The following is a 26,159-nucleotide window of genomic DNA, read 5'->3' on the forward strand; positions in this document are numbered from 1 at the left end:
TCACTATTAATGAGGGATTACTTCTTCTTACATATACATATGCATATACATCTTCTCTAAGCGAAACTACTTCTCCTCATCCGCTTCATCACTCACCAGACTTACAACGACGCCTTTCTTCTTCAATTTTTTCACAACCTGCTCTGCACGCTCATTCAACGGATTGTTAGCCAAATATACCTCTGTTAGATGTGGAATGGTTTCGAGCACTGCAATATCCTCAATGAGGTTATCTTCTATATATAGATACTCCAAGGTTGGATGGTTCTTTAAAGGAGTTAGATCCTGAATTTTATTATCATTCATAATGACCCATTCCAGCTTTAACTTCTGAAGAGGACTTAGATCAGTCACCTGATTCCCACTGGCGAGTAAACTGGTCAGCTTATGCATATTTTTTAATGGAGCCAGGCTTTTTATTTTGTTATTGTCCATAACCAGATTTTGCAGATTAGTCAGACCTAAAAGCGGTGAGATATCTGCAATCTGATTGCCTTCAACAGCTAAGAACGTCAATTTCTTTAACTTGTTAAGTGGTTTAATATTTTTTATATTTTGACCAGGCAAGAATAGATCCGTCATATTAACGGCATGTTCAAGACCTTGCAGGTTGGAAATCTTACTTTTTAATTCCATAGCATATAGAGATTTTAATTTTTTCAAATCGGCAGCCTTTATTTCCTTCTTAGCCGACATCTTCAAATCTGCTCGAATAACTTTGGCCAAGACCGGGTCCTTAATAAGCGACGACGCAGCCAAAACGCTCGTTGCTGGTAGTAATACAAAAACCAAACAAAGTACGATCAACTTTTTTATGAATTGATTATGCATGTAGAATCTCCTTACATTATTTAATACTAGAAATATACCATGATCTGGAATGAAATACATTGATATTATCTTCATCCGAATTTAATAGAACCCCTCCTGCTCTCATCCTATAACTGTTCCGTTAAGAACGGATAGTGGATTACGCTACCAAGGAATGTAACCCTAATATAATATGGGTGTTTACAATTTTTCATTGACACTGCATTTAATAAAAAGATATATTTATTGATGTTGATAATCATTATCATATGTATAAAACGTTTTATATCTCTATTTTTATACATCTCAATGGATGTAATTGATCAAGCAGGATGTTAAGCAGTACCCAATACATTTTAGGATTCAGGAAGGGGAAACACATGAATACAAAGAGAAAGTTTCCATTAACGGCGTTACTGATTTCACTGGTCTTTATCCTGGCATTGGTAGGTTGTGGCAACCAAACAGCTGACCCAGCAGCAACTCCTGCTGCAAGTGATTCGGCAGCTCCAGCTACAGAAACACCAGCCGCTACAGATGAGAATGTCGAATATCCAATTACAATCAAGCATGCTTTGGGCGAAACGGTTATTGAGAAAAAACCTGAGCGTGTAGCTACAGTACAATGGGCCAACCAAGATGTCGTTCTCGCGCTTGGACAAGTTCCTGTAGGCTTCTCTGCAGCTAACTTTGGTGTTCAGGATGACAGCGGATTGTTGCCTTGGACTGCTAAGAAACTCGATGAACTCGGTGTAACCGACCCGAACGTTTTCCAAGATACAGACGGACTTGATTTTGAAGCCATTTCTGATTCCAATCCGGATGTTATTCTTGCGGCATACTCCGGTATCACTCAGGAAGACTACGATCTTCTTAGTGAAATTGCTCCGGTTGTAGCTTACCCAACGGCTCCATGGGCAACAACATGGCGCGAGCAGGTTACGTTTAATGCCCAGGGTATGGGTATGGAAGCAGAAGGCGAGCAACTGATCAAAGATACGGAGGCCATGGTTAACGAGAAATTAGCCGCATATCCTCAGATCAAAGACAAAAAAGTGGTTTGGGTTAACTTCTCTGCTGAAGACATGTCCAAACTTCATATCTATACACCTGTCGATTCTCGTGTATCTTTCCTGGGTGAGCTAGGTTTGGTTGTCCCAGATAGTATCACTAGCCAAATTACAGACCCTAATAGCTACTCCCTGAGCTTAAGTGCTGAGAATGCTGAAGCACTTAATGATGCGGATATCCTCGTTGGATACGGAGATGCTGAGTTGCTGAAAGCTATTCAGGCTGATCCTTTGCTGGGTAAAATCCCTGCGGTTAAACGTGGTTCTGTAGCGTTCATTGAAGCAGATACACCATTGGTTGCTGCTGGAACGCCAAACCCACTTTCCATTTCCTATACTATTGATGATTACCTGAAATTAATTAGTGGAGCCATCGATAAAATCAATGAATAGTACATCGCTTTCGAACGATAATCGAATACGAGCACATGTCCCCAAGAACTTCATCTTGGTGTTAGTCATTTGTTTTATCCTGCTCGGTGCAACTCTGATTGCCTCACTGGTCTTTGGCTCTAGACCCGTGAGGTTTCATGAGTTAATCGACGGATTATTTCACCCGGAAGTAGACTCTTATGGGGCAAACATCGTGCGCAAACGAATCTCCCGAACAGTCTTCAGTTTGTTATGCGGGGTAGCACTCGGCGTATCAGGAGCACTTATGCAAGCCGTTACCCGGAACCCACTTGCTGACCCAAGTATATTGGGCGTCAACACAGGGGCATCCCTGTTTGTGGTGATCGGTATTGCCTTCCTGAACATCAGCAGCGCCAATCAATATATCTGGCTGGCACTGGCCGGAGCTGCAATAACGGCTGTGTTCGTATTCGGAATCGGCTCAATGGGGCGTGGCGGAGCCACGCCCATTAAGCTTGTTTTGGCCGGAGCGGCCATTAGCGCCGCGCTCTCCTCACTCGTCACCGCCATTATGATCCCTCGTTCGTATGTCATGGACCAGTTCAGGTTCTGGCAAGTGGGCAGCGTAGGATCGGCAACTTGGAGTGGAATCAGTACGTTTATCCCATTCCTAGTCATCGGCGTACTCATTGCGTTTCTTACGGCTCCGGCACTGAATGCCCTGGCTCTGGGTGACGATGTTGCAACAGGACTCGGTGTTCGCACAGGAACACTTCGATTCATTGCGGCTCTTGCAGGGGTTCTATTGTGTGGTGCAGCGACTGCACTTGCTGGACCGATTGGTTTCATCGGATTGTTATCGACCCACGTCATACGCCTTATACTGGGCCCCGACTTACGTTTTGTCATACCCATGTCAGCCATAGCTGGAGCGATCATTCTAACGATATCGGATGTGGGCGGCAGACTCATCAGCAATCCTGGAGAGCTTGAGGTCGGTGTTGTTACCGCATTTATAGGTGCTCCAATATTAATCATCCTTGCGATGCGATCGAAAGTGCGTTCATTATGAGAGATCAAGCGATTGAATTTATTATGGCGGGCAGACGTCATCGACGTCGCCGCTGGATACTTGTCACCAGTCTCCTTGCCATACTTGCATGTGCTCTTTGCTGCGCCATGCTTTTGCTCGGCAATACAATCTATCCGATTAAAGATGTCATCAGCTCCCTTTCGGGAGAGAAGATCAAAGGTGTTTCTTTTGCCGTAAATACGATACGTCTACCGAGAATGCTCACAGGTTTATTTGCTGGATTTGCCTTCGGTATTGCAGGTTATACCTTCCAGACCATGTTGCGGAATCCACTGGCAAATCCTAATGTCATTGGGATCACATCGGGGTCAAGCGCGGCGGCTGTGTTCTGTATCGTTGTACTTCATGCAAGCGGAGCCATTGTCTCCTTGGCTTCAGTCATTGCAGGTCTGGCTACGGTGTTGTTCATATATGTGCTCTCCAGAGGAAAAGTGTTCTCCATCGGACGGTTAATACTTATCGGAATCGGTATTCAAGCCATGCTTGATGCGGTCATCTCTTATCTCTTACTGGTTAGTTCTGAAAAGGATATTCCTGCTGCAATCCGCTGGCTTACAGGCAGTCTAAACGGTTCTCAGATGAGTGCACTACCGCCTCTCGTGATTACCGTGCTAATCTGCTCACCCATCATCATGATGCTGGGCAAACACCTCAGTATATTGGAACTCGGAGAACAATCGGCCTTTTCACTAGGTGTAGACACGGACAAGACCAGAATTGCGCTTATTGTGAGTGCGGTCTGCATGGTCGCGATTGCTACAGCAACTACAGGTCCGATTGCCTTTGTCTCCTTCCTTGCGGGACCTATTGCGAAGAGACTCGTAGGTGTAGGCTCTTTGAACATTATCCCGGCAGGTCTGGTTGGCGTTAATCTGGTTCTAGCCTCAGATCTCATCGGACAGTTTGCTTTTGAGTACAGATTCCCCGTAGGCGTCATTACCGGATTACTCGGAGCACCGTATCTGATCTTCCTGTTAATCCGAATGAATCGTAAGGGGGAGTTATAATGAAACCGACACATGTATTTGAAGCGAAACAACTCGTTGCCGGATATGAAAATAAAACCATTATCCACGGTGTGGACATTGTTATACCGAGTAATAAAATTAGCGTCATTATTGGCTCTAATGGTTGCGGTAAGTCTACCCTTTTGAAAACGATGGCCAGGCTCATTAAGCCTACATCTGGTAGCATTACGCTGGACGGCAAAGCCATTAGCAAGATCCCGCCCAAGCAATTGGCTCGTGTGATCGGACTACTCCCGCAGTCTCCTATTGTTCCGGAAGGTATTTCGGTAGCGGATCTGGTTGGCCGTGGAAGATTTCCACACCAGTCCTTGTTCAGTGGCTGGACCAAGAAGGATTATGAGGCAGTAGCCGAAGCCATGACCATTATGAACATTACCGAGTTTGCCAATCACAATATTGATGAGCTTTCAGGCGGTCAGCGTCAGCGCGTCTGGATTGCCATGGCGCTGGCGCAACAGACAGATATCCTTTTTCTTGATGAGCCTACGACCTTCTTGGACATCACGTATCAAGTCGAGATTCTCGACCTGCTTACCGAACTGAACCGCAAACATGGAACGACCATTGTGATGGTCCTGCACGATATCAACTTATCGGCACGGTATGCAGATCATGTCTTTGCGCTTCACACCGGAAAACTTGTGGCTGAGGGTAAGCCCGCAGAGGTAATAACCGCTCCACAAGTCAAAGACATTTTCGGATTGGAATGTACTGTTATTGAAGACCCCGTATCGGGATCACCAATGGTGGTACCCAAAGGTCGATATCATGCGAGATAGACAAATAGCGGCAGTTGAGACAAAGATCCCTTTGTCCTAACTGTCGCTATTTTATTTCGTCCACCACACCTCTTCCTCAGTCATACCGCTTCCCTGATCTGTTATTCTCATCTCTACCCATGGCTTCACTCTCTTGGGGGTTATGGGCTCTGATCAAACATCCACTCTACAATGAGGACTACACCAAAAAGCCATACGGATGATGATCCGTACGGCTTTTTAGCAGTTTTATTTATGCACAACACATGCGTGAATGATGAATGAAGCTGCAAATGTTACTTCCAAAGCTCTTCAGCAATTTCCTTAATGAAGGCAAGCTTGCGCCATTGCTGTTCCTCGGTCAGATGGTTGCCTTCTTCCGTGGAAGCGAATCCGCATTGTGGACTCAGGCAGATTCGATCCAGATCAACATATTGTGTAGCTTCCTCAATCCGTTTCAGGATATCTTCCTTGTTCTCCAACTCTCCGAATTTGGAAGAGAAGAGGCCAAGTACAACCTGCTGATTGTCCTTCAGGAAACGAAGTGGCTTGAAGTCACCAGCCCGTTCCGTATCAAACTCCAGATAGAATCCTGAGTAGTTATCGATGCTCAGAAGTGTCTGCGCAATCGGCTCGTAACCGCCACCGACTCCTGCAAATGTCGAAACATAATTACCGCGGCAGACATGAGTGGTTACCACGAGGTCTTCCGGCAGGCCAGATACCACATCTTCGTTCAGTTTTGCAAGTTCGTTTGCGTACTCTTCCACATTAACGCCAATCTGCTCCATCACTGTGATGAACTGTTGGTCACACAGTGCGCCCCACGTGCAATCATCAATCTGGATGCTGCGGCAGCCGGCTTCATAAAAGGCCAAGATGGATGCTTTGTACGCCCCGGCAATGTCCGAGAGAAGCTCTTGGCGGTTCGGATAGATGGCCTGTGTGCTTTCCTTATTATCTGCCCGGTCCAATTCGAATAGGAACTGTGCAGCTGCTGGGATGGACTGACGGGCAACAACGTCTTTCCCAGCGGCTTCTTTCAAGAAGGCATAATGCGCTACAAATGGATGACTGCTATAACTGATTTTGCCACTCAGACGAGCTGTTTCCGGTCTGGATGTTGCTCCGTTGAATCGGTAGCCTTCCTCAATGATCGTCCGCTCTACACCATCCAGTCCCCAGAAGAAGTCCAGATGCCACCAAGAGCGGCGGAATTCGCCGTCCGTTACAGCCTGAAGTCCAACCTCTTTTTGCTTCTGTACAAGTTTCACAATCTCGGCATTCTCCACTTCATTCAACTGTTCCGTGGTAATTTCGCCGTTCTGGTATTTTAATCGGGCATCCTTCAACGCACTTGGGCGCAGGAAACTGCCCACAATATCATATCGAAATGGAGTGACTGTTCGTTGTTTAGGTTCTGTTTGTAGGCTCATAGTTTAATCTCCCCGTTTATCATTATAGAACTAAATATAACATATCCGATCGGAATAGCTGTTCTACGAAAGAGTTATAGCCCGCTATAGGTATTAGCTATAGCGGGCTATATTTAAGGGGACTCTATATACAATCATGTATTTAATCTTACCTGACCGGATGTCCGGAACAGGGTTTCAACATCTATGATCTCAAGTCAACGTAAGAACGATCTGATCCCCGGAACGGGTGATTTTGTAGATACCCTCCTGCATGTCGATGCCATAATGCTTTTTCAGCAACCACTTGGCGTTGAGATCGGTCTCGACGACCACTAGATAATCGTAGCCGCTCAGAAGGTTGTCCATATTGTCCTCATAGAACAACACAATCCCGTCTACATGTGGAGCATACAAGAAATACTTCCCTACATATTGCATGTAATAGTTCGTGACCTGCTGGTCCCTGTCTGAGGCGTAGAAGAGATATCTGTTGTTATCCTCTTGACCACCTGAGTACCACCGATCACCAGTAACCGCATGAATCTTGTAAGGGAGCGTAGTATCATAACTTTGGGCGATAGAGACGATACCATTATATTCGGACAAAAGGATGGTGGCCGCAACCGCCATACAACCGATAATGCCTTTCTGATAATGCCCCTTCGTCTCAACCGTCTTAAAGGATTGATAATCAGGCACTTCACCGATCCGATAGTGAAATGATCGCTCCAGGTCGATTGCAGCGCACAACACCAGCCCACCGGCGAACAGCACCACGATACTCGATGCATAACGCTCAAAGCCTGCCAGGACAATGGCTTCATCCAATGGCATGGAGAAGAGATACAACGCCAGAATACCTGCATAATACAGTAACAGTACAACGTCCAAAGCAATTAATGCTTTCCATAAGTTCCACTTCTTCTTGAGCACAACGATGGCAAATACAGATGCTGCGATTGCGATAAGCTGGAAAATAACAATGCCGATCACTGGCCGTGTCGTCAGATCCGTACTTGCCTTGAGGAAAGTCCACAGAATCTCATGCATCTGCTCCGGCGTTTTGCCGGCTTGAATCCCCGAGGCAGCCACATCGAACTTGTTATCAATCCCTTGGAACACCGTTGCCATTCGCAAGCTCCATCCGAAGTAGGGAATTAGCACACCGCAGATCGTGCCCACAACAGCGAGTGCTGTTTTCCAATCGAACTTTTGCTTATGTTTTAACCATGTATACACCAGGAAAATCAGGCCGATCGCGGCGAAAATAATACCTGTGCTTTTGATAATGGTCAGCAATCCCGCAAGCGGAAGAACAACAATACATGCTTTTTTGATCTCATTACGATATTGGTAAATAACCGCCAGGATCGCAAGCGCGTAGATTGGAAGCAAGAAATCCACGAGTAGATTCGTGATCCGAATCGTCAGATTGAAAAAAGAAAGTGTAGATAACCCGAGTCCGAGAAAAGCGTACAGAAGAAAGCGTTTCTTCTCCGAAACAATGCCAAACATGGCATAAAAACAGGAAAAGATAAGCAATCCCTGTGCCAAGAGCATTACGGACTGGGAGTGCCCCATGAAGCGACAGACATAATAAATAAATGACGAAGTCCCCAGCGGATAGTTTTTAAAATCAATCAGGTTGGAGTCTGGCGTCGGAAAGGCGTCTGTACTCAGCATCTGCTTTAATACGATAGCCCAATGCGAGAAATTATCGTAATGTGTTAATTGGTTCTGAAAGAGCACCAGCAAGAAAACAAAAGTCCCTGCCAGGAATGAAAATTGGAATATGGAAAAAGACATACGTAATGATGCCCCTCGGCGCAGCCTGAGAAACAACATTCCCCCATACAAAAGCAAACCTGCAATCAGGATGACAAGGCTACCCGTAAAGAGCTGCCCTGCCAAACCACTCAGAAAAACAATGCAGGCAATCGAGGAAAACACGAATACAGGGATGAACTCCCAACGCAGTGAAAGTGCCTTCCGTACAAACTGCATATAACCAAGAAAGGAGAATATCAATAAAACTCCCATCACAAAATGAAGCACAGTGAGCATCTTTATCTCTCCTAACCCTCTCTGGTGGAACGATCGGAATGTGGCTGAATCAGATCCGTCAGCAATTGGTCGATCAGGCCCTTCTCCACAATATCATCGATATTCTCCACCGAGAGAAGCACTTCGCGCTCACGGGCTGTCGTTTTTCCCGTATGTTGCAAAATGACTTCAATATTACTCTTCGTATAAAAAGTAACAACCGCTCCTGCCGCAATATCACCATGGAAACCCGTCGCGGAGAAGAAACGATAATTGAAGCTGCGCAGCGTACAGCTAGCATCATTGGTGAAATGAACTGGAAGCTGAAGGGAAAGCCGCGGCATTTTTCGCTGATCCGATCTGGGTTGAACAATCCGTTTTTTCACATTGCGAAGCATATCGTCATAAGCCGTATCCCACAGATTCATCTGCTCTGGCAATGAGTGTTTACGGTCGTAGATGATTTGCATGTATTGGCGGTTATCATTCTCATCGACCGGCTGAACCGTTGCAGAATAACGCCAGCCCTCCCCATCCTGTTTCACATAAACGATGACTGCATCGAGGTTCGCCTCATATCGCTCGGTTTTGACGACCAGAGAGATGATCTTCTGCTCAGCCAAATAAATGGGATAAGGGACATAAAAGGCAATCCCTTGTTCGGATACATCCACCGTCTTGGCCTGATATCGCAGATTGTTGGCTTGGTCATGAATCGTGACATCTTCCTGCGCCCGAATCCGTTCTGTCTCCCGATACGCACGGCGGCCAATCATGAAGAACAGGGCGTAACACAGCGCAATCATGTTATGAATCAGCCAGAAAATAATGATACTGCTGAAGAACAGCGCAATGCCGTACTTGCCATTGACATACCGAATCACGGCTGCAATGGATAGCAACAGCAAGAAGATATGCGGAAGTGCATATAACAGAGCAGACATCCATTGTCGACCGCTTGCTCTGCTTTTGTTGGTGACCTTGAATTTTTTCTCACGAATACCCAGCGTCTCCAGGAGAACCGGCCAGATCAGATAAGGCATGAATATGGTATCGATAACCTGACTCCAGCGCTGATTCCGAATATTGCTGGACAGATATCGCATGGATACACTGTAGAAGAAATAAGATGGAAGCCAGAATATTAAGATTTGCCAGAAGGTTGTGTTCACAATCTGGAAGTCGAATAACGCAAACAAGATAGGGGCCAAAATGAAAATCAACCGGTTAAAGAAGGACCACCAGTATAAGAAACTGCTTAAGTAGGTTACTCTCGTCCAGAAAGGAAGCTTCCTAGACAAGGGTGCACGCGTATTCTGCAGGCTCTGAATGATACCCCTTGCCCAGCGAATCCGCTGCTTAATCATGCTCTTCACTGTTGTTGTTGTCTGCCCGGCAGCTTGAACCTCTTGAGTCGCATAAGTAATATAACCTTCCTGTTGCAAGCGGATGCTTGTCTCGAAGTCCTCGGTGATCGTATTGAGCGGAAAACCTCCTATGTCTTCCATACCCTGCCGAGAAATGATCGTATTACTTCCTGTATAGGCTACCGCATTGGAGGCATTACGCAGGATGTTCACTTCTCTGGAGAAGAAATCCTGTTCATTCGGAATGCCTTGCTCTGCATACAGGTTAAACTGGAATAGATCCGGATTGTAGAAGCTCTGCGGGGTCTGTACCAGCCCAAGCTTGAACTTAGGGTCCATCTCATCCTCTCGGCGAGGACGCCATACCTCATTCTCCTTAATAAACGTGGAGAGCATGAAATAGGGTACCGTTTTCATCAAAAAGGTGTGTTGTGGAATCATATCCGCATCAAACGTTGCAATGAGCGGCGAAGAGCTTTTGCTCAGTGCATTGTTCAGATTACCAGACTTGGCATCCTTGTTTCCGGGGAACCCCAGATATCCCACGCCAAACTGTCTGGCAAGCTCCTCTACCTCTGGTCTTGCTCCATCGTCACAGAGATAGATATGAACCTTCTGCTTGTCCGGGTAATCCATGAACGTACAGGCATTAACGGTTTTATATAACAGATCAACAGGCTCATTATGCGTAGCAATAAATACATCCACATCCGGATAGTACTCCGGCGGAACGATTGGAAAGTCGAGCTGTGTACGTTCTTTTTGCATCTTTTGAAAGAATAATTCAAAGGTTGTCAGTACGGTGACCGCTTCAGCCACAATCAGCAGCATACCAAAAATGACGTTCAGTACGCCTTCACCCCATGGCAACGTAAAGAACGTACGCCATACCAAATAAATCGACATCAGGATCATCGTGATGACAAAAAAGATATTCTGCCTTTTTTCGTTTTGCACTACAGCTGCTTCCTCCTTGCTGCAAATACCCATCTTCGCTGCAATTGGAAACTGAGCAGGAACAGCAAGGCATCACAGACGAATTTCGCCAATTTCTCATCTACGAAGAGAACGGTATGGAATATATATACACCGGTACTGGAAAGCAAGATCACCACTCCGCATAACGTCAGATAGCGCCATAGACTTCCCTGGCTATCCTCCTTGCGGAATACAAAATGTCTGTTCAGTACATAGTTGACCACAATGGAAATCACTCTCGCAATCACAGTTGCAAGCAGAATTCTTAGATAGTGCTGCTCACCCAACACGGGCCGTAAGGCGTCGATCAAAAACCAGGCGATACCCAAATCAACAACAGAACTGGCCACCGATGATGAAATGAACCGCAGAAAATTGGAGAACAACACACCCATTACTCGGGTACTATCCTGGATTGCTTTAAAATGAGTTCCCGCATTGCCATTTTCATAAATGACTTGGATTGGCATGGTATGAATCGGTATGCCAGACTGAATGCACGAGATGAGCATCTGAAGCTCATATTCAAATCGAATACCGCGAACATCCTGCATAAACGCAAGTAACCCTGGACCGAAGGCACGAAGCCCAGTCTGGGTATCTGACAGCTTTTTACCATACAGCATGGCAAAAATAAAGGAGGTCATCCGATTGCCTAACAGGGACTTTGGCGGTATGTTCCCCTCACTGAAGTTCCTTACCCCGAGCACCAACGAATCTGGATGAAGCCTTGCTTCTTGGGCTATACGGTAGACATCCTCAGCTGCGTGCTGTCCGTCTGAATCAGCGGTTACAACGAAGGAAGATGCATCTAATTGCTGAGCAATATACTGAAATCCGGTCTTAAGTGCCGCACCCTTCCCCTGATTTTCCGCATGTGTTAGCAGAGCACAACCATTCTCACGAAGCTCCTCGAAAATCGACTGGTAGGCCTCACCCGATCCGTCGTCCACAATAACAATATTGGTCAAGCCATACTCTCGCAATTGCCGTACATAGGTTGGAAGTCTCTCATCCGGTTCAAGTGATGGAATGAGGATGATCGCTTCGCCGTTTTGTTTACCTATAATCATCCTGATAAGCCTCAATTCGACATATTTCAACAATTTTTTTGAATATTGTGAGTATAACATCGAAAAGGCATACAGTAAACGAATAATCTGTATATTTATTAGTAAAAAAGTCGCACTTTTTACAAGCTAATTTATAGGTAAAAAGAACTATCGGGAGGTTAGTCTAGTACTACTCAAACCATTTCACATTTGGCTCTTGTTTCAGTACATGTACCAGCACCGCATGCCGTTATCCATGGTGGTGATAGAAGTGAGCCTGCGTATCCAGAAGCCACTCGAAGCTTGAATGAACACCTCCCCAGAGTGCAGTCATTTCTCGCAAAAGTTCATCTTCTGTCTCCATCGACCGATTGGACATGCATCGACTTACAAATCTGGACGAATGGCCACTTATGCGGATCACGAATTTGAATTAGAATTACCGTAGACGATTGAAAAAGGCTGTGATTCCAATGTTATTCGAAAGAGACAAATGGTTGCAGTATGGCATTCTGCGCGATGAGCCCTCTCTAGCTGAACGTTTGCCAGAAACACAGTTGCTTGAGAAGGATACGCTAACGAAGATGCTTCTTCAGTATCCCAGCGTTGTACTGAAACCTCGTAATGGCAGTTACGGAAGGGGTATCCTGTTCATTAAACGAAGCGGTGCAAATGCTTATCGTATTCAAAATGAAAATAACACAGTCACCATGAGAGACAACGAGCAGTTACTCGAATGGTTCGAACAAACAATCAAAAGTGATGAATATATTGTCCAAAAGCGTCTGCAGCTTGCTCAAATTAAACACAGGCCGTTCGACATTCGGATCATGGTTCAGCGCAAAAAGAGTTCCTCGTCCACTTGGAACGTGACAGGTTCCTATGCTAAAGTCGCAGCACAAGGATACCAAGTCACCAATGTGAATAACCGCCCCATTCCGGTTCTTAAAGCACTGAGACTAGCTCGAATTGGAGATCGGCGCTTACTTGTCAGAGCGGAACAAGTTGCACGATTAGCTGCCAAACGATTGGGAGAGCATTACCCTATGCTTAGACAAGTCGGGTTCGATATAGCCATCGACAAGAAACGGCGAATTTGGATTATCGAAGGCAATTATCAACCAGCCTTACGGCCTTTCCGACTTTTGAAAGATTCCTCGATGCACCGCAGAATATTATGGTACAAAGAACATTAAAGCAAAAGAAGACGACCAGCCCTTTTACTCATGGCCAGTCGTCTCTTCCTGTTTAGTATCTGTTCTTGATATTAACCCTCTTCGGTTATTTCCGGCATTTTCTAATCGCACTTGTAACACGTGTCACTCGGAACTGATTTACCCCTACCTGTATAATGGCGAACTGGCTGTACGAAGTACCAGAAGAGGTATACGGTTCAGCCTCAATATTTCCACTCGGTGTTCTAACTGTCGCGGTGATTCTAGTTACCAGGCACACACCACGGCCGGAAGATCTCCAAGTCTCATCACGCTGAACACTATATCTATCATTACTACAGAAGATAGATGCATACTCCACTACTCCACTCGCATTAAATGAAGTCGAGTTATAGATCTGAACGGGGTCATAACCACCTCTTGGTGCTCCAGGTCTTCTATTTCCCATTCTCAAAACCTCCTTTTTTATTGATAGTCTATTAAATGCAATTAAATAGTTTTGGTGAGGTATAAATGTGGACAAGGTAGAAAAAGTGTGTTTGTCCGAGGGTCGCAGACACAAAAAAGAACCACTCTTTCATGTGCAAAGGTGGTTCGAGAATTATAGTCCTACTGTCAGTAGCATCTTATTGGGCCAATTGAGTCGAAACGATAAATCATAGACGTTCAAAACTCCCCAAATGCAGATGCTTCTATTCTGCCGCCTCCGCCAACCATGCTTGCATAGCCGGGGATTCCGCCCGATTCAAACGTAAGGCGATTTCGGTATTGATCGTATCCGGCGGTATGACTTCAACAAGGATACATACGGACTCTCGCGGTTGATTTAAGGCAAATATGCCTTCATCATCGAGCATTTTCATCGCCAGCTCCATAGCGTTCAGCCTCACATCCAACTCGCGATTCCAATCATCATACTCCAGATCCGCAATGAAAGGACGCTCGTTATATCGTTGTTTGACACCGTCAAAGTGATCATCCCCAAAACAACAATAGGGCGAATCCGCATACGACCATTTGATGAGATCCGCAATCGTGGATACCGGCGTATCACTTTCTTCTGCTTGCCTAGCCGACTCCAACGCCAAAGCTTCCCACGACCAGGCAGAGATGCTTGGCGCATGTCCTTCTCCAGTAGTGTATAACGTACAATAATAGTAACGTTCACCATTTTCAAAAAGAGTGCAAAAAGACGTTCTGGCGGCAGCAGCAATCTCTATGGCCAGTGTCTCTATTTCCTGTATTGGCTTCACGATTAGAGTTCCCCTTTCCATTCGTTGATCATTTGCCCCTTCGATATGAATTGGCTATTTGGACTAGATACCAAACACCCGCACCCACAAGGATAGTAAACACCAGATTGATGCAGCCGAACACAATGAGTGACTTTGCTTGGCCTGGACCGATCCGGAAAGCGGTAGCTAGCTGGAAAACAGCCGGTAGCAAAAATGCCAGCCAGGAGATGGTTATAAGCTTTTCTGTTCTGAAGCTCCACCATACTGCGGAACATGAGGCAACTAGCAGTACCCAGGTACAGATAATATTTAGGGCGAACGTCATTTCGTCCCCCTCCTATTTGCCATGAATCACAAGTCCATATTTACTGAATATCCACGATTGGCTCAATTCGTGCATTGCATCATGGCTTATACGCACAGAGGGCTTTTGCTCCTTCATCGCATCTGCATCATGGGCTGAGAAGCGAAGGGGTTTGGTCATTTTTTTGATAGAGTCTCTTATTTCATCGAAAAACGCATAGGTTAGCGGCTTATGGTCCCGGATATCCTCATACATATAGTACTTTCCTTTTTCATCTTCCACATTAACTTGAAAACCTTTCGGAAATGAAAGCAAGATACACGGCAGTTCATCCTCTGCCCATTCTCCGTGATATGGAAAAGAAACCCCTTCATTTCTCACAAAAAATCCTGAACTTTCTTGATCCGATGCAATCGAAATAGAGTAAACAAAGAAGGGATGGATGTCATCTCTCTTTTCTCCTGCCACAAAATACTGATAGAACGTCTGATACTCCTCGTACACCTGATTATAATCATGCTCTGTTCGGGCAGCATTGGTACGATAGAATTGCGCTTGCCGATGCTCCAAAAGCTGCAAAAGGCTTTTAAACTCTTCAGGAGTGATGAAGAATCTCAGTTTATAGAATCCGCTATTCTTTAATTTGTCCATTTTTTTTCGCTCACCGCCCTGTTTAGAAATGTTATGCCATTGAACTTAGCAGTTCAGGTTTACCCACCGCTCTTCCTCATCTATATCTCTATCTCTATCTCTATATTGAGCGTTAATTCATCCGTATCTGTTCTTATATATCAACTTATATGTATCTTATTTCCATTATAGTGATTACCTTTCCTGAGTCTACCTACTTTACACCTGAATTTTGCGAATGAACTTTGAAAGGGTAGCGAAATATCAGGATCATTGCGCCTGTACGCGAGCAAAAGACATACGTAAGGTGAATTTTAGATTACCCGCTTTGTGAGGATGGGGGCACGCCAACATATCGTGATCAGCACAAATTAGCCGTACGGATGATCACCCGTACGGCTAATTTTGACTTATTCAGCTCTGCGAATTTGGAATTGTTAAGGTTTAACTACAGAGAGAAGAGACTCATTCCCCTCAGAGATCACCGTTACATCTGGAGCAAACGTTGCATCACTTACATGTAACGTTTCTCCAAGTTCCATAGTACTAATGTCAAATTCAATCGACGTTGGCAAGTGTCTCGGCAATGCCTCCACTTCAATAGAAGCTAATTGAACTTGCACGACACCGCCCTGTTTTGTGCCAATCGGTGTGCCATTGAACTTGACAGGAATTTTAGTGCGCATGATCTCATTGGTCTGCACCTGTTGAAAATCCACATGAATCAAATCTCGTGTAACCGAATCACGTTGAAGGTCTTCCAATAATACGGTCAATGGGCCTTTCTCTTCAAACTGCAATTCGATAAAACCAGACGCTCCTTGCTTCAACCACTTCTGAAATTCTATTGTTGGAATATGAATCATCTCATTCTCCGTATTTCTGCCAAAAACAATACCTGGCAAACGCCCGGATTTACGTAGATCCTTAAGTCGAGAAGAATTTAATGGAATGCGGGTCTCCGCCTGAAAACGAGTAGTCATGCTATGTTCGCTCCTCTTTATTAAATGATATTTTCACATTTTTAATACTCATCCAACCATCCCCTGTTGGGGCTAAAGAGAGAAACATAGCATCACCACCTCCATATACGATCCAATTGATTTTAAAATACATTTAATGTAAGCTCCCATAATATACATGAAGGCACTCTACTCCGAAGAGTAGAATGCCTATGGGATGCCTCCACCCTATCATAGAAACATACTTTTGTCGATCAACCCGAAGTAATCGAACAGATGAGTAAAGGTATTGCTGGTGAAGAACCGCTGTTAGTATTTATAGCAGAAGGGGCTCTTCCTTTGTCAGGAAGAGCCCCTATTAATATAAAGTTTGAATAAGTTCTAAATTATGAAGCTTTTGCTGCAACAGCTTTTTCAATCAATGCTTTTGCATCGTTAGTAGTAAGACCTTGTTTAGGTTGAAGTGATTTTTTATCTGTTCCAGCAAAAATACCTTTGTCAATCAATTTTGCCATAGGTTTAATTGCATAAGCAGACACGGATTTACCATCTTCAAAACTAGCAATAATCGTAGCAGCGTCTTTATCAGTCGCTTGATCTTTTACCAATTTAGCAAGAATCGTAGCAGCTTCTTCACGCGTGATATCCCGATCAGGATAGAAGTTTCCACCATACCCTTGAATAAATCCAGCATGCGTAGCTTCAGCAATCGCGTCTGCATATGCAGCATTAGCTGCAACATCCTTGAATGCAGGTGCTGTAGCTACTTCGTTAAGTTTCAACATGTCGACCAGAGCACTTACAAATTCAGCACGAGAAATGACTTCTGTTGTTACAGGCGTTTCTGTTGGCTCGGTAGATGCAGCCAGGTTTGTGATACGTCCTTCATTTTTAGATTTGATGCTACCGCCTTTATACGTATCTACGATGTATTGGTAGAATACATCCAGATCGATAGGACCTGCCAGGGATGATTTAGCATCCAGCAGCACTTTATAGTTATCTCCACCTGCAGCCATAAAGTTGTTAACTACAGCCGTATATGTTTTTGCAGGATCAATAGGTGTACCATCTTCAAGACTAAGACCAGTAACACGTTCTGCGACCGGCTTATTGAAATCTGCAGTGTATTTCAAACCAGAGATTTGAAGTGTTTTGGTATTAGGTGTACCGTCAGCGTTGGTACCCCATTGTTGTTGCAACAAAGTTTTAATTTGTTCGCCAGTCAGTTCCAGCTTCACTAGAGTGTTACCGAACGGTTGGATTTTGGCAAGATCAGCAAAGGTCACATCGCCTTGTGGCAGATCCGCACGAATACCGCCTGGATTCATAAATGCAAAGTCAGCAGCACTTGCCTTATCCCCAAAGTCTGCTTCACGCATTGAATCTGCAATGAGGTTGCCTAGAGGGGCTTCGTTATTATAAGCATCTGTACGGGTAACAGAACCATCCGTTGTACCTACTGGCTTCGTCAGCTCAGGATGCTTGTCCAATGATTTTTTAATAATAGCTAAAGATTCAGGGTCTTCTTTTACACCCTCTTGGAAAGTCGTTGTAACAGTCGCTGATTTTTCAGTTACATCCCCGGTAGCAGGGTCAATCATCAACTTGATATCTTCAAACGCCGTACCATAGGAATAAGCTTGAACGATCAACTTTCCATTCACTTCACCGTTAGCCAATGCATGATTGTCACCTGCAACGATAACGTCAACAGGGGAATCCGCCGGTAAAGCTTTTGCCAGATCAGCTGCTTCTCCAGTAGTTACGCCTTCTTTGGTTGTTGCTGGATCATGTGCCAAAACAATGATCGTTTCTACACCTTGGTTTTGCAATTCTTTAGCATATTTATTAACGGCTTCCACTTCTTCTTCTGCGCTCAAGAAACGTACGCCAGCTGTCCCAGATGGAGATACTTTGGCAGGTGTGGATTTCGTCACTAGTCCGATAAATCCAATTTTGACTCCGCCCACTTCTTTAATCACATACGGCTTAATCAATGTTTTTCCTGTGGCAGTTTCAATCACGTTTGCATTGACGTAATCAAATTTTGCACCGGCATGCGTTACTTTTCCTTCTTTTGGATCAAGGCCACCAAAGATTTGTGCTTTCAAAGCAGCGACACCTTGGTCAAATTCATGATTCCCTAAGGACCCTACATCAAAGCCCATCATATTCATCCATTCCATGGTAGGCTCGTCACGATCCAAAGATGAGGCTGGAGCAGATGCACCAACAGAGTCTCCATTATGGAAGAGTAGGGAGTGTTCATATTTGGCTTGCGCTTCTTTGAGGTAGGTTGCTAGAATTGGAGCCGTTCCTGCCTTCTTATCACCCACCATTGATGTGGTATCTAACTGACCGTGGAAATCATTGATTCCAATCAAGTGAACTTCTACATCGTTACCTGCGGCAGAGACAGAACCCGCTGCGCCCAATAGTTGCGTGAGTAATAGTGCAGCAGTAGCTACACGCAGTGTGCTTTTACCCAAAACTTTTTTCCAAAACATGAATGAAAAAACCCCTCTCCAATTTTAGATCCTGAGATATTTTACCATAGTTCAATTCATAAAAATCATTAAATATATAAAATGTATGTAAAAATTTTGGGAGATTTATAGAGGAGATGCATAGTTACTACTAGCTAAAAATAAAGACACCCTACAGGGTGCCTTTATTTCCTTCATATAATTGCTCAGAACACTCAACTGCAAGAGTATCTTTCACCCCAATTTCCTCTCTATAGAGGTAGAGATGTTTCTCTGTTAATTACTATTCTGCTTTGGTTTTATCTAACATGTTCATCAATATAACAACAGCCTCTGCTCTGGTGGTTGGTGATTTAGGTTTAAAATCGTTGTTACCCATACCTTCGACAAGGCCAAGTTTCTTCAAGGCTGCCACAGAGGTTTTTGCCCAAACAGGAATAGATTTCTCATCTGAAAAAGACGTTGCATCATTTCCTATAGTAGATACCTTGAGCGCATTCGCAACCATCACTACCATCTCGGCACGTGTTATATTGGCGTTCGGCCGGAACGTGTCATCCGGATAACCGCTAAGAATGCCTTCTTGCACGGCTTGCGAGACTGCCATTTTGGCCCAAGCTCCAATTTCCGTTTTATCTGAGAATACCAGTTCCACTCCAGCTTTTTGTGAATTCAACGCACTCATCAGCATGACTGAGAACTCGGCACGTGTGACGTTTTTCCCCGGATTGAACGTTCCATCCGGATAACCGGTAATCATACCGCTGCTTAAAGCTTGTTTAATTCTTGCTTCTGCCCAGTGTCCCGAGATATCGCCAAAACCAGGTTCCGTCGTGGGTTCAACCGGATTATTCAAGACCGGCTTTCCGCTGATTTTATCTACAACAAGGACTGCATACTTCGTAAAGTGATTAACCTCGACTATGATTTGGTTCCCTTTTATAATACCTCCGTCCACTTTCTCCCATGCCTTATTCACTTCATCATAATAAAATACAGCTGCCGAATGATGACTCTCAAGACCTGATGAATCAAATGTAAATGTCATTTTTACCGGCTTGAGAAAGTTCTCTGTGAAATTCTTCAGAAGCTCAAATACCGGGCTGGCCAGAATCTCTTTATTTCTTAGCAGAGTTTCGGTATCAGATACTTTATCAATCGACAAAGTCAGTTCTTGAGGTGATCCTCCTGCTGGAATTGAGATTTGAATCTCCTTGCCCAAGCTAACAACGCCTGACTTACCCATCGGAACGGTTATTTTACCCGTTGTTGAAGTGACTATATTGTCTATCGGAGCCGTTGGTGCAGAAGGAGTACTCGGACTTGTTGTTTGTACGGGCTGTACAGTGAAAACTGAATACGGATTGGACTCCGTTATACCCTGTCCTGCATTACCAGCACCGTTGGACACTCCATTATTCTGAAGGGTGATGACATTGACCGATTTGCTCACGTTAGCTTGAGGTGTTAACGTAGCTGTCCACGTCACGCCCCCATCGGATGAATGAACAGCACTCAGGGTACCGTTCGCAACCGTCAGATCCGCATTATCAAAACCCGACACAGCCTCAGAGAATGTGATCGTTACCGCTGATGTTTTGCCACTGGTCAGCGTTGTATCGGCTACAACAATCGTTGCCGTTGGTTGGGCGGTATAAACCGTATAATTATTCGAATCCGTCTTACCCGTGCCGGCATTGCCTGCAACATCATTGATGCCTGTATTATTAAGCGTAATGTTATTCGTTCCATTCGTGATACCCACAGTCGGCGTCAATATCGCGGTCCATGTAATGCCTCCATCTGAAGAACTAACGGCACTCAGCGTACCGTTTGCAACGGTCAGATCATCATTGGTAAAGCCTGTTACTGCTTCGGAAAACGTGAAGGTGACCTCCGATGTCTTCCCGGCGGTAAGTGCAGCATTGGCTACGACAATCATTGCTGTGGGCCTTACTGTATCGATTGCGAAGTTATTTGAGTCTGTTGTTCCTGTGCCTGCAATGCTGCCTTGATTTATCACACCCGTATTGTCGAGTGTAATCTTGTTGGTTCCAGCAGTCATGCCGACAGGCGGGATTAGTTCTGCTGTATAGCTAATATTATCATTGGTGGCTAGATTGTGAATTGTTCCATTCGTCACCGCAAGGTCTGCGAGGGTAAAACCTGTCACGGCCTCAGAGAATGTGATCGTTACCTGTGATGTCTTGCCAATGGTCAGTGTTGTATCGGCTACAACAATCGTTGCCTTTGGCCGGGGGGTATTGACCTCATAATTATTCGAGGTGGTTATACCTACACCTACAATACGGTCCTGATTCATCACACCCCCATTGTCGAGAGTAATGACGTTGGTTGCATCTGTAATGCCGAGGTCAGGTGTGAGAGTTGCGGTCCACGTAATGCCTCCATCTGAAGATGAAGGTGCAGTCAGTGTAGCGTTTGGAACCGTTAAGTCTCCAGTATCCAACCCTTGTACCGCTTCCGAGAAAGTAAAGGTTACCTTTGATGTGCTACCAATTTTCAGCAGCGTATTATCCATTGTGATTGTTGACGTTGGAGCCGCAGCATACACCTTATCCGATGGTTTTAAGTACAACAGTCCTGTAATGAGAGACAAGACCAGAATGAAGCTCCCTATCCTTTTGCCAAAATTCATATGACCCTCCTCGTATCTTTCCTCTGGATAAAAAAAATCATCTGAAACTCTTTTGAAATACTTCAAATTCAAACTAATCAATCATTCGACACATTCGTCCAAATTCCTATATCCACAAATAAAAATAAATCGTTTGCCACAGCTGAACTACTAACTGTAAGTCGAGAGTAAGACTAGTTAAAAGTATTCATTTATGCCTTCCACTATCGTCCGGAAAGATTTTAATAGAAAATTATGTATTTTATCTTTTTAGTTGATATAATGGGATAAAAAGTAATATTTATTTCGTGATCACATGTACGGGCAGTTATGATAGCAAGCTACCGCGGACCTCCATCTCCCTCAACTCTAGTTAACACATATCCATTTACATACTATGTATTCAAGCAACTTCTTGTCTATTAAAGGAGGTGAACCCGTAGAGCATTGTAAATCGATTTTCCCTATAACTACCACTTATAAAGAACATAGGAGCGTGTCCAATGAACAGACAACTTTTCCCCAGATCTTTTCGAATTCTTATGGCTTGCTTGTTGATTCTTGCATTTGCCGTACCAGCGACAGCTTCTGCCGGCTATCTCGGAGATAAGCTCACGATCGGCCAAAGCATGGCAAAGGGTGACTATCTCACTTCCCAGGATGGCAGGTTCTCAGCCATTTGGCAAAATGACGGGAATTTTGTTATCTATCAGAATGGTTCTTCTCTTTGGAGTAGCGGTACCAGTAACAGTGGGGCTCTTTCGTTCAAGTTTGAACCACAATACGGGAAACCTGTCATCTATAAATATGGCATGAAATATCAAGATGTTTACCAATATGGTTATCGTTATGGTTTCAATCCGGCTACAGGTAAATTCGAATATTATACCGGTTGGGGATGGGATAAAGTTTTGGTGATTGATACTTCTGTACAGACAGCTGCTTGGTCTCCTAATACCACCTCATGGATTCCAGGCCATCACGGAAGCAGCTTACCGGCTAACACAACAGGTGATACACTGGTCATGCAAAGTGATGGGAATTTAGTTCTCTATAACACAACCCTGACCAATGACTATTATCCTAACAGTTGGATTCCTGTCTGGGCTTCGAATACGGGCGGGCGCTAAAATCAGAGGGAGAGCCGCATGATGCGCGGCTCTTTTTTTGTTTTTCAAGGAAGTTGATAGATTTATCACAAATTGAAAAGAGGCCTTCCCAGAACGTAGATCCACCTTCTGCGCTTGATAGCGCGTTGCATTTGAATTTTTCATTTTCTTGAGGGATTTTTCCTACATAGAGGAAATTACACATGTTGCTCATTTATATCAACTTTATAATCTTCGACACTTTTATTCTGATAGTCTCCGCGTTTATTTTTCGAAGACAGTCTCGAATAACTGAATGCCAGCAAAAATGGCAGCATGAGGTCGGGCAAGTAACTTTGAACAAAAAACAAAAAATCGGATTGAATAATTAGTAAACCTTTCCACAGTATCAATGTTGTGAGTAGCGCATAAACACCCACGCCAGTATAAAGGAACAGAGTCATCATCCGCGATTCAGCAGGCAGTAGTAGCGATACCGCAATGATCGTAAGAACTCCCCAGTCTGTGGTGGTCGTATTGTACCATAGCTGTACCGTGCCATATCCGACCGCAATACCCGCCAGCACCCAAGCAGCGATGTGGCCGCCTAGCCGATTAAGCCTTGTTGTTCTAGCAATGACGCCTCCGAGATAGGAGACCACCTTTAAGTCCGCTATCCAGCGAATAATGCACAGAATGATAATAACAGCCCAGAGATGCAATGCAATATACGTAATCTCCCTGTATTGAAATTGTGTTATCGACAGTAAAGTCACACCGGAAACAACCATGAATGTAATCAGCATGTGAAGCGAGGCTTTGGTTCTCACCGTCAATTCAATAAATAGAAGAAAATAAAGGGATATCCCTATGGTTAGACCTAGAAAATACGTCGCAAGCCCAATCAAAATCGAGCTATACAGCATGCGCTCATCTACCAATCGTACGAGCCTACTTAGCCGTCCTTGCGATGTTTGTTCCATTACTTCCACCATCCCAGTGTCAACCTCCCCCCTATTTGTTGTAAACTGCTCGCTGGCCCCTCATCTTTCGCAATGTTCAGCAAGCCATCCTCTGATCCTCCTAGGCTGAGCATGCTGTGCTTATCGCCGCCGAGCGTAATATTCAGTCCTTCCTTCTTCGACTGGCTATCGCTAGGCATGACAATATCGTAGGTCAATGACTGGGAATCAGCGATTGTCTCATAAATTGCAGCTAACTGTCCCGGATCAGCTGTAAAAAAGAGTAATCCTCCCGTCCGATTGGCAATTTCAGTAAGTACCGGAATATCCACATCGCCTAACCCGACAACATGAATAGCCACATGATGAGCCGCTGCCGTTGCAACGGCAGATTCCAATGTCGTGCTACTGCTCTCGTCCGCGCCGTCAGTCATGAGCAGTATTGACTTCTCACCGGGCTCTTTGGACAAATCAGCTACAACACGTTCAATCGTATCGTAAATGGCAGTGCCTCCGGTGAAGTTGGCATATACCGAGTGGCTTGCCGCTTCATGGTCCGACGTAAAATCAATGAGCTGCTTTGTTGTATCTGCAAATCCATAAACACCTAAATTGATGTCTTTGGGCAAGTTCATCACAAATTGCTCTGCTCCCTGCTTCGACTGGGCAAGGGGCAATCCATCCATACTGCTAGAATAATCCAAAACGACTGCAAGGCTACCATCCCTGCTAATCGCAGCCCACTGCTTACGATTCACGTAATATTTCAATCCATTATCAACATCAAAATCATCCGTAATCAGATCCTTCAGTGGCTCCCCAGTTATAGGGTCTGTTGCCTTAACAGTAATGCTGCGAATGCCATTATTTATTTCGTCGCGAATCAAGGTCAAGTCCACGTCCTTACTCTTCTCATCTGCTTGCCCTGAGTACTCCACCGTATAACGGAGGTGGTCATTAAATAGATCATTGCTCATAGATGTATCATCGCTATCGGGATTGAGAATGACGTAATCCTCATATTGCTGAAAGTCCAATTCAACATTTGCAGAAAACACAGTACATGTACTGCATCTGTTGAACAGACTAATATGACGTACCACTCCCTCCTTGTCTCTTCCCAACACGTAGGCACCCAGTGCACCATAGCTATTGCTCCTGACTTTGATCTGCACCTTCTGGCCTCGTAACGTATCATCCGCAGAGACGACAATCAGCGGGGCATCCATTACACTAGGCTGACTTTCACTAACCGTCATCGAATGGGCATCGTCATTATAACCCGTCAACGGGTGGAGCATTTGAGCAGACAGTAGGCCAACCGCATCCCGTTGATTACTGTGCAAAATATCCAAATTTGCATTATACACATGCCGATCCGTCAGCACGTGTGGCAGATGTACATTACCTATTGGTACCACACTATCATGATGGATTACACTGTCGAGCGTATAATTCCATAAACCCCAGCGCTGATTGTCCATGAACGCCTCCACACCAATGTAGTCCATATTCGGTAACCACGTCCCCCAATGATCCGTCTTAGTCGCTATTGTAATATACTGAGGCACCGTCTTGCCCGACCGTACCCGATCATACCGATAGGCCGCTTCGCCTCGATTCAAGGTATCCAAGAACAGATTGGCTGTAATAACATCTCGTTCCTTCTGGCCTTTTTTGTTGAGTTGGGTAAAAATCGAGAAGGATTCCGACATCAATCGGTCCTGTACAATATTTTTTGCAGTACTGCTTTGTTTGTACTTTGCCTTTCCTTTTATAAACTCAAGCGTCCCAGTACCTTCATCAATATTACTTGATTCCGGATAAGCCGTCTTATCAGTATAGACGTCATAAGTTTCTATCTCTAACAGTTGATTCTTCGTTAGCATACGCCCGTACATCAATTTGACATATTCAGCGAATCCCTTTGAATACCGATATGCATACCCGCTATCCAGAGGTTTCGTACCAATCTGCTTATACGGATTTGCGCCTGTTTTCTCAAGTCCTTTGATTCTTGCTATAACCTCGGTATGGGTATCGTAAAGCCATTCTTCGTATGTCTTCAGCGCTTTCCGGTTCTGAAAGGTGAAGTCTATGTATTCCACGTACAGTTCCGTATACCTCTTGATATCTTGTGCATCCGGATTGCTAAAATCCTCCAGGCTACCGAAATAGTCAGACGGGTCATCAAACATATCGGATACACGATTGTAGAAAGCAACTTGAGAACCACGATTCGGCGTGCCGATGAAAACGACCTTGCGAATGCTATCGAACAGTTTTTCATCCTTCTGGTCATACAAGTACCATCTTGTAATCAACCCGCCCATACTATGTACGACAATATCGATTTCGCCGTCCTTGTTGCCAAGCGCCTTACTCCTACTAATTGCACTCCTTATAGTCTTATCAATGATGTTCTGCGCAGCTGTGCCCGTAACATCATTGCGACTGTGTTCCCCATAATCCACATAAAAGAGATGGTTGCTGGAATAACCGTTTTGAACGAGCCACTTTTTAAAATCCGATCCCGACCAGTCCTCTGCGTTGTTATTGTAGCCATGTACCATGACTACCGGCACGATTTTACTACCTGATGCCTGTACATTTCCGAACGACAAAGGTATGGTTGCGTTCCATAGCAGAAAACATATTAACAAAATGCCTATTTTCCTCAAGCCCTGCCCCACCTTTCTATTTAT

Annotated in this window: 19 protein-coding genes; 6 read left to right on the forward strand and 13 right to left on the reverse strand. The window is 44.7% G+C overall.

Going from position 1 to position 26,159, the window contains the following annotated elements:
• Positions 1-66: 66 nt before the first annotated feature.
• Positions 67-831, reverse strand: coding sequence for a leucine-rich repeat domain-containing protein (locus QNO02_RS29820; RefSeq protein WP_289390749.1), 765 nt, complete (start codon positions 829-831; stop codon positions 67-69).
• Between the two features lie 359 nt (positions 832-1,190).
• Between QNO02_RS29820 and QNO02_RS29825 the strand changes: the two genes are divergently transcribed.
• The 4 genes from QNO02_RS29825 to QNO02_RS29840 are packed head-to-tail and all read left to right on the forward strand — an operon-like array spanning position 1,191 to position 5,134.
• Complete coding sequence (locus QNO02_RS29825; RefSeq protein ID WP_289390750.1) at positions 1,191-2,273, forward strand: iron-siderophore ABC transporter substrate-binding protein; 1,083 nt, start codon at positions 1,191-1,193, stop codon at positions 2,271-2,273.
• On the forward strand, positions 2,266-3,306 hold the full coding sequence (locus QNO02_RS29830; protein ID WP_289390751.1) for a FecCD family ABC transporter permease: 1,041 nt from the start codon (positions 2,266-2,268) through the stop codon (positions 3,304-3,306). Before QNO02_RS29825 ends, QNO02_RS29830 begins: the two co-directional genes overlap by 8 nt.
• A complete protein-coding gene (locus tag QNO02_RS29835; RefSeq protein ID WP_289390752.1) occupies positions 3,303-4,334 on the forward strand; it encodes a FecCD family ABC transporter permease in 1,032 nt (343 codons plus the stop codon). The genes QNO02_RS29830 and QNO02_RS29835 overlap by 4 nt, the downstream gene beginning before the upstream one ends.
• Positions 4,334-5,134: an ABC transporter ATP-binding protein gene (locus QNO02_RS29840; protein ID WP_289390753.1), complete on the forward strand. Its 801-nt coding sequence runs from the start codon at positions 4,334-4,336 to the stop codon at positions 5,132-5,134. Before QNO02_RS29835 ends, QNO02_RS29840 begins: the two co-directional genes overlap by 1 nt.
• A gap of 275 nt (positions 5,135-5,409) precedes the next feature.
• On the opposite strand, the gene QNO02_RS29845 is transcribed toward QNO02_RS29840, so the two are convergent.
• The 4 genes from QNO02_RS29845 to QNO02_RS29860 form a co-directional block, all read right to left on the reverse strand.
• Positions 5,410-6,549 (reverse strand): 5-methyltetrahydropteroyltriglutamate--homocysteine S-methyltransferase, encoded by a 1,140-nt coding sequence (locus QNO02_RS29845; RefSeq protein WP_289390754.1) that lies wholly within the window; start codon positions 6,547-6,549, stop codon positions 5,410-5,412.
• A gap of 192 nt (positions 6,550-6,741) precedes the next feature.
• Positions 6,742-8,595 (reverse strand): hypothetical protein, encoded by a 1,854-nt coding sequence (locus tag QNO02_RS29850; RefSeq protein ID WP_289390755.1) that lies wholly within the window; start codon positions 8,593-8,595, stop codon positions 6,742-6,744.
• An 11-nt stretch (positions 8,596-8,606) separates the two neighbouring features.
• Positions 8,607-10,898: a glycosyltransferase family 2 protein gene (locus QNO02_RS29855; RefSeq protein WP_289390756.1), complete on the reverse strand. Its 2,292-nt coding sequence runs from the start codon at positions 10,896-10,898 to the stop codon at positions 8,607-8,609.
• Positions 10,898-11,992: a bifunctional glycosyltransferase family 2/GtrA family protein gene (locus tag QNO02_RS29860; RefSeq protein ID WP_289390757.1), complete on the reverse strand. Its 1,095-nt coding sequence runs from the start codon at positions 11,990-11,992 to the stop codon at positions 10,898-10,900. Before QNO02_RS29860 ends, QNO02_RS29855 begins: the two co-directional genes overlap by 1 nt.
• Positions 11,993-12,444: 452 nt before the next feature.
• On the opposite strand from QNO02_RS29860, the gene QNO02_RS29865 reads away from it, so the two are divergent.
• On the forward strand, positions 12,445-13,167 hold the full coding sequence (locus QNO02_RS29865; protein WP_289390758.1) for a YheC/YheD family protein: 723 nt from the start codon (positions 12,445-12,447) through the stop codon (positions 13,165-13,167).
• A gap of 85 nt (positions 13,168-13,252) precedes the next feature.
• On the opposite strand, the gene QNO02_RS29870 is transcribed toward QNO02_RS29865, so the two are convergent.
• The 6 genes from QNO02_RS29870 to QNO02_RS29895 all read right to left on the reverse strand — a co-directional run bounded on the left by QNO02_RS29870 (position 13,253) and on the right by QNO02_RS29895 (position 21,425).
• Entirely contained in the window at positions 13,253-13,594 is a 342-nt protein-coding gene (locus QNO02_RS29870) for a hypothetical protein (RefSeq protein ID WP_051447236.1), read from the reverse strand.
• A 244-nt stretch (positions 13,595-13,838) separates the two neighbouring features.
• A complete protein-coding gene (locus QNO02_RS29875; protein WP_289390759.1) occupies positions 13,839-14,399 on the reverse strand; it encodes a DUF4303 domain-containing protein in 561 nt (186 codons plus the stop codon).
• 319 nt (positions 14,400-14,718) lie between these two features.
• The gene (locus tag QNO02_RS29880) at positions 14,719-15,336 is read right to left on the reverse strand and encodes a hypothetical protein (protein ID WP_289390760.1); all 618 of its coding nucleotides are present in this window, start codon (positions 15,334-15,336) and stop codon (positions 14,719-14,721) included.
• Between the two features lie 416 nt (positions 15,337-15,752).
• A complete protein-coding gene (locus QNO02_RS29885; protein WP_289390761.1) occupies positions 15,753-16,298 on the reverse strand; it encodes a 50S ribosomal protein L25 in 546 nt (181 codons plus the stop codon).
• Positions 16,299-16,663: 365 nt separating this feature from the next.
• Positions 16,664-18,787: a 5'-nucleotidase C-terminal domain-containing protein gene (locus QNO02_RS29890; protein ID WP_289390762.1), complete on the reverse strand. Its 2,124-nt coding sequence runs from the start codon at positions 18,785-18,787 to the stop codon at positions 16,664-16,666.
• Positions 18,788-19,049: 262 nt separating this feature from the next.
• The gene (locus QNO02_RS29895) at positions 19,050-21,425 is read right to left on the reverse strand and encodes an Ig-like domain-containing protein (RefSeq protein ID WP_289390763.1); all 2,376 of its coding nucleotides are present in this window, start codon (positions 21,423-21,425) and stop codon (positions 19,050-19,052) included.
• Between the two features lie 482 nt (positions 21,426-21,907).
• Between QNO02_RS29895 and QNO02_RS29900 the strand changes: the two genes are divergently transcribed.
• Entirely contained in the window at positions 21,908-22,534 is a 627-nt protein-coding gene (locus QNO02_RS29900) for a hypothetical protein (protein ID WP_289390764.1), read from the forward strand.
• Between the two features lie 176 nt (positions 22,535-22,710).
• Here QNO02_RS29900 and QNO02_RS29905 read toward each other — a convergent pair whose 3' ends face one another.
• Positions 22,711-23,487: a hypothetical protein gene (locus QNO02_RS29905; RefSeq protein ID WP_289390765.1), complete on the reverse strand. Its 777-nt coding sequence runs from the start codon at positions 23,485-23,487 to the stop codon at positions 22,711-22,713.
• A complete protein-coding gene (locus tag QNO02_RS29910) occupies positions 23,475-26,135 on the reverse strand; it encodes a VWA domain-containing protein (protein WP_289390766.1) in 2,661 nt (886 codons plus the stop codon). The genes QNO02_RS29905 and QNO02_RS29910 overlap by 13 nt, the downstream gene beginning before the upstream one ends.
• Between the last annotated feature and the right edge of the window lie 24 nt (positions 26,136-26,159).

It is taken from the genome of Paenibacillus sp. PK1-4R (assembly GCF_030369595.1).
Lineage (GTDB): Bacteria > Bacillota > Bacilli > Paenibacillales > Paenibacillaceae > Paenibacillus.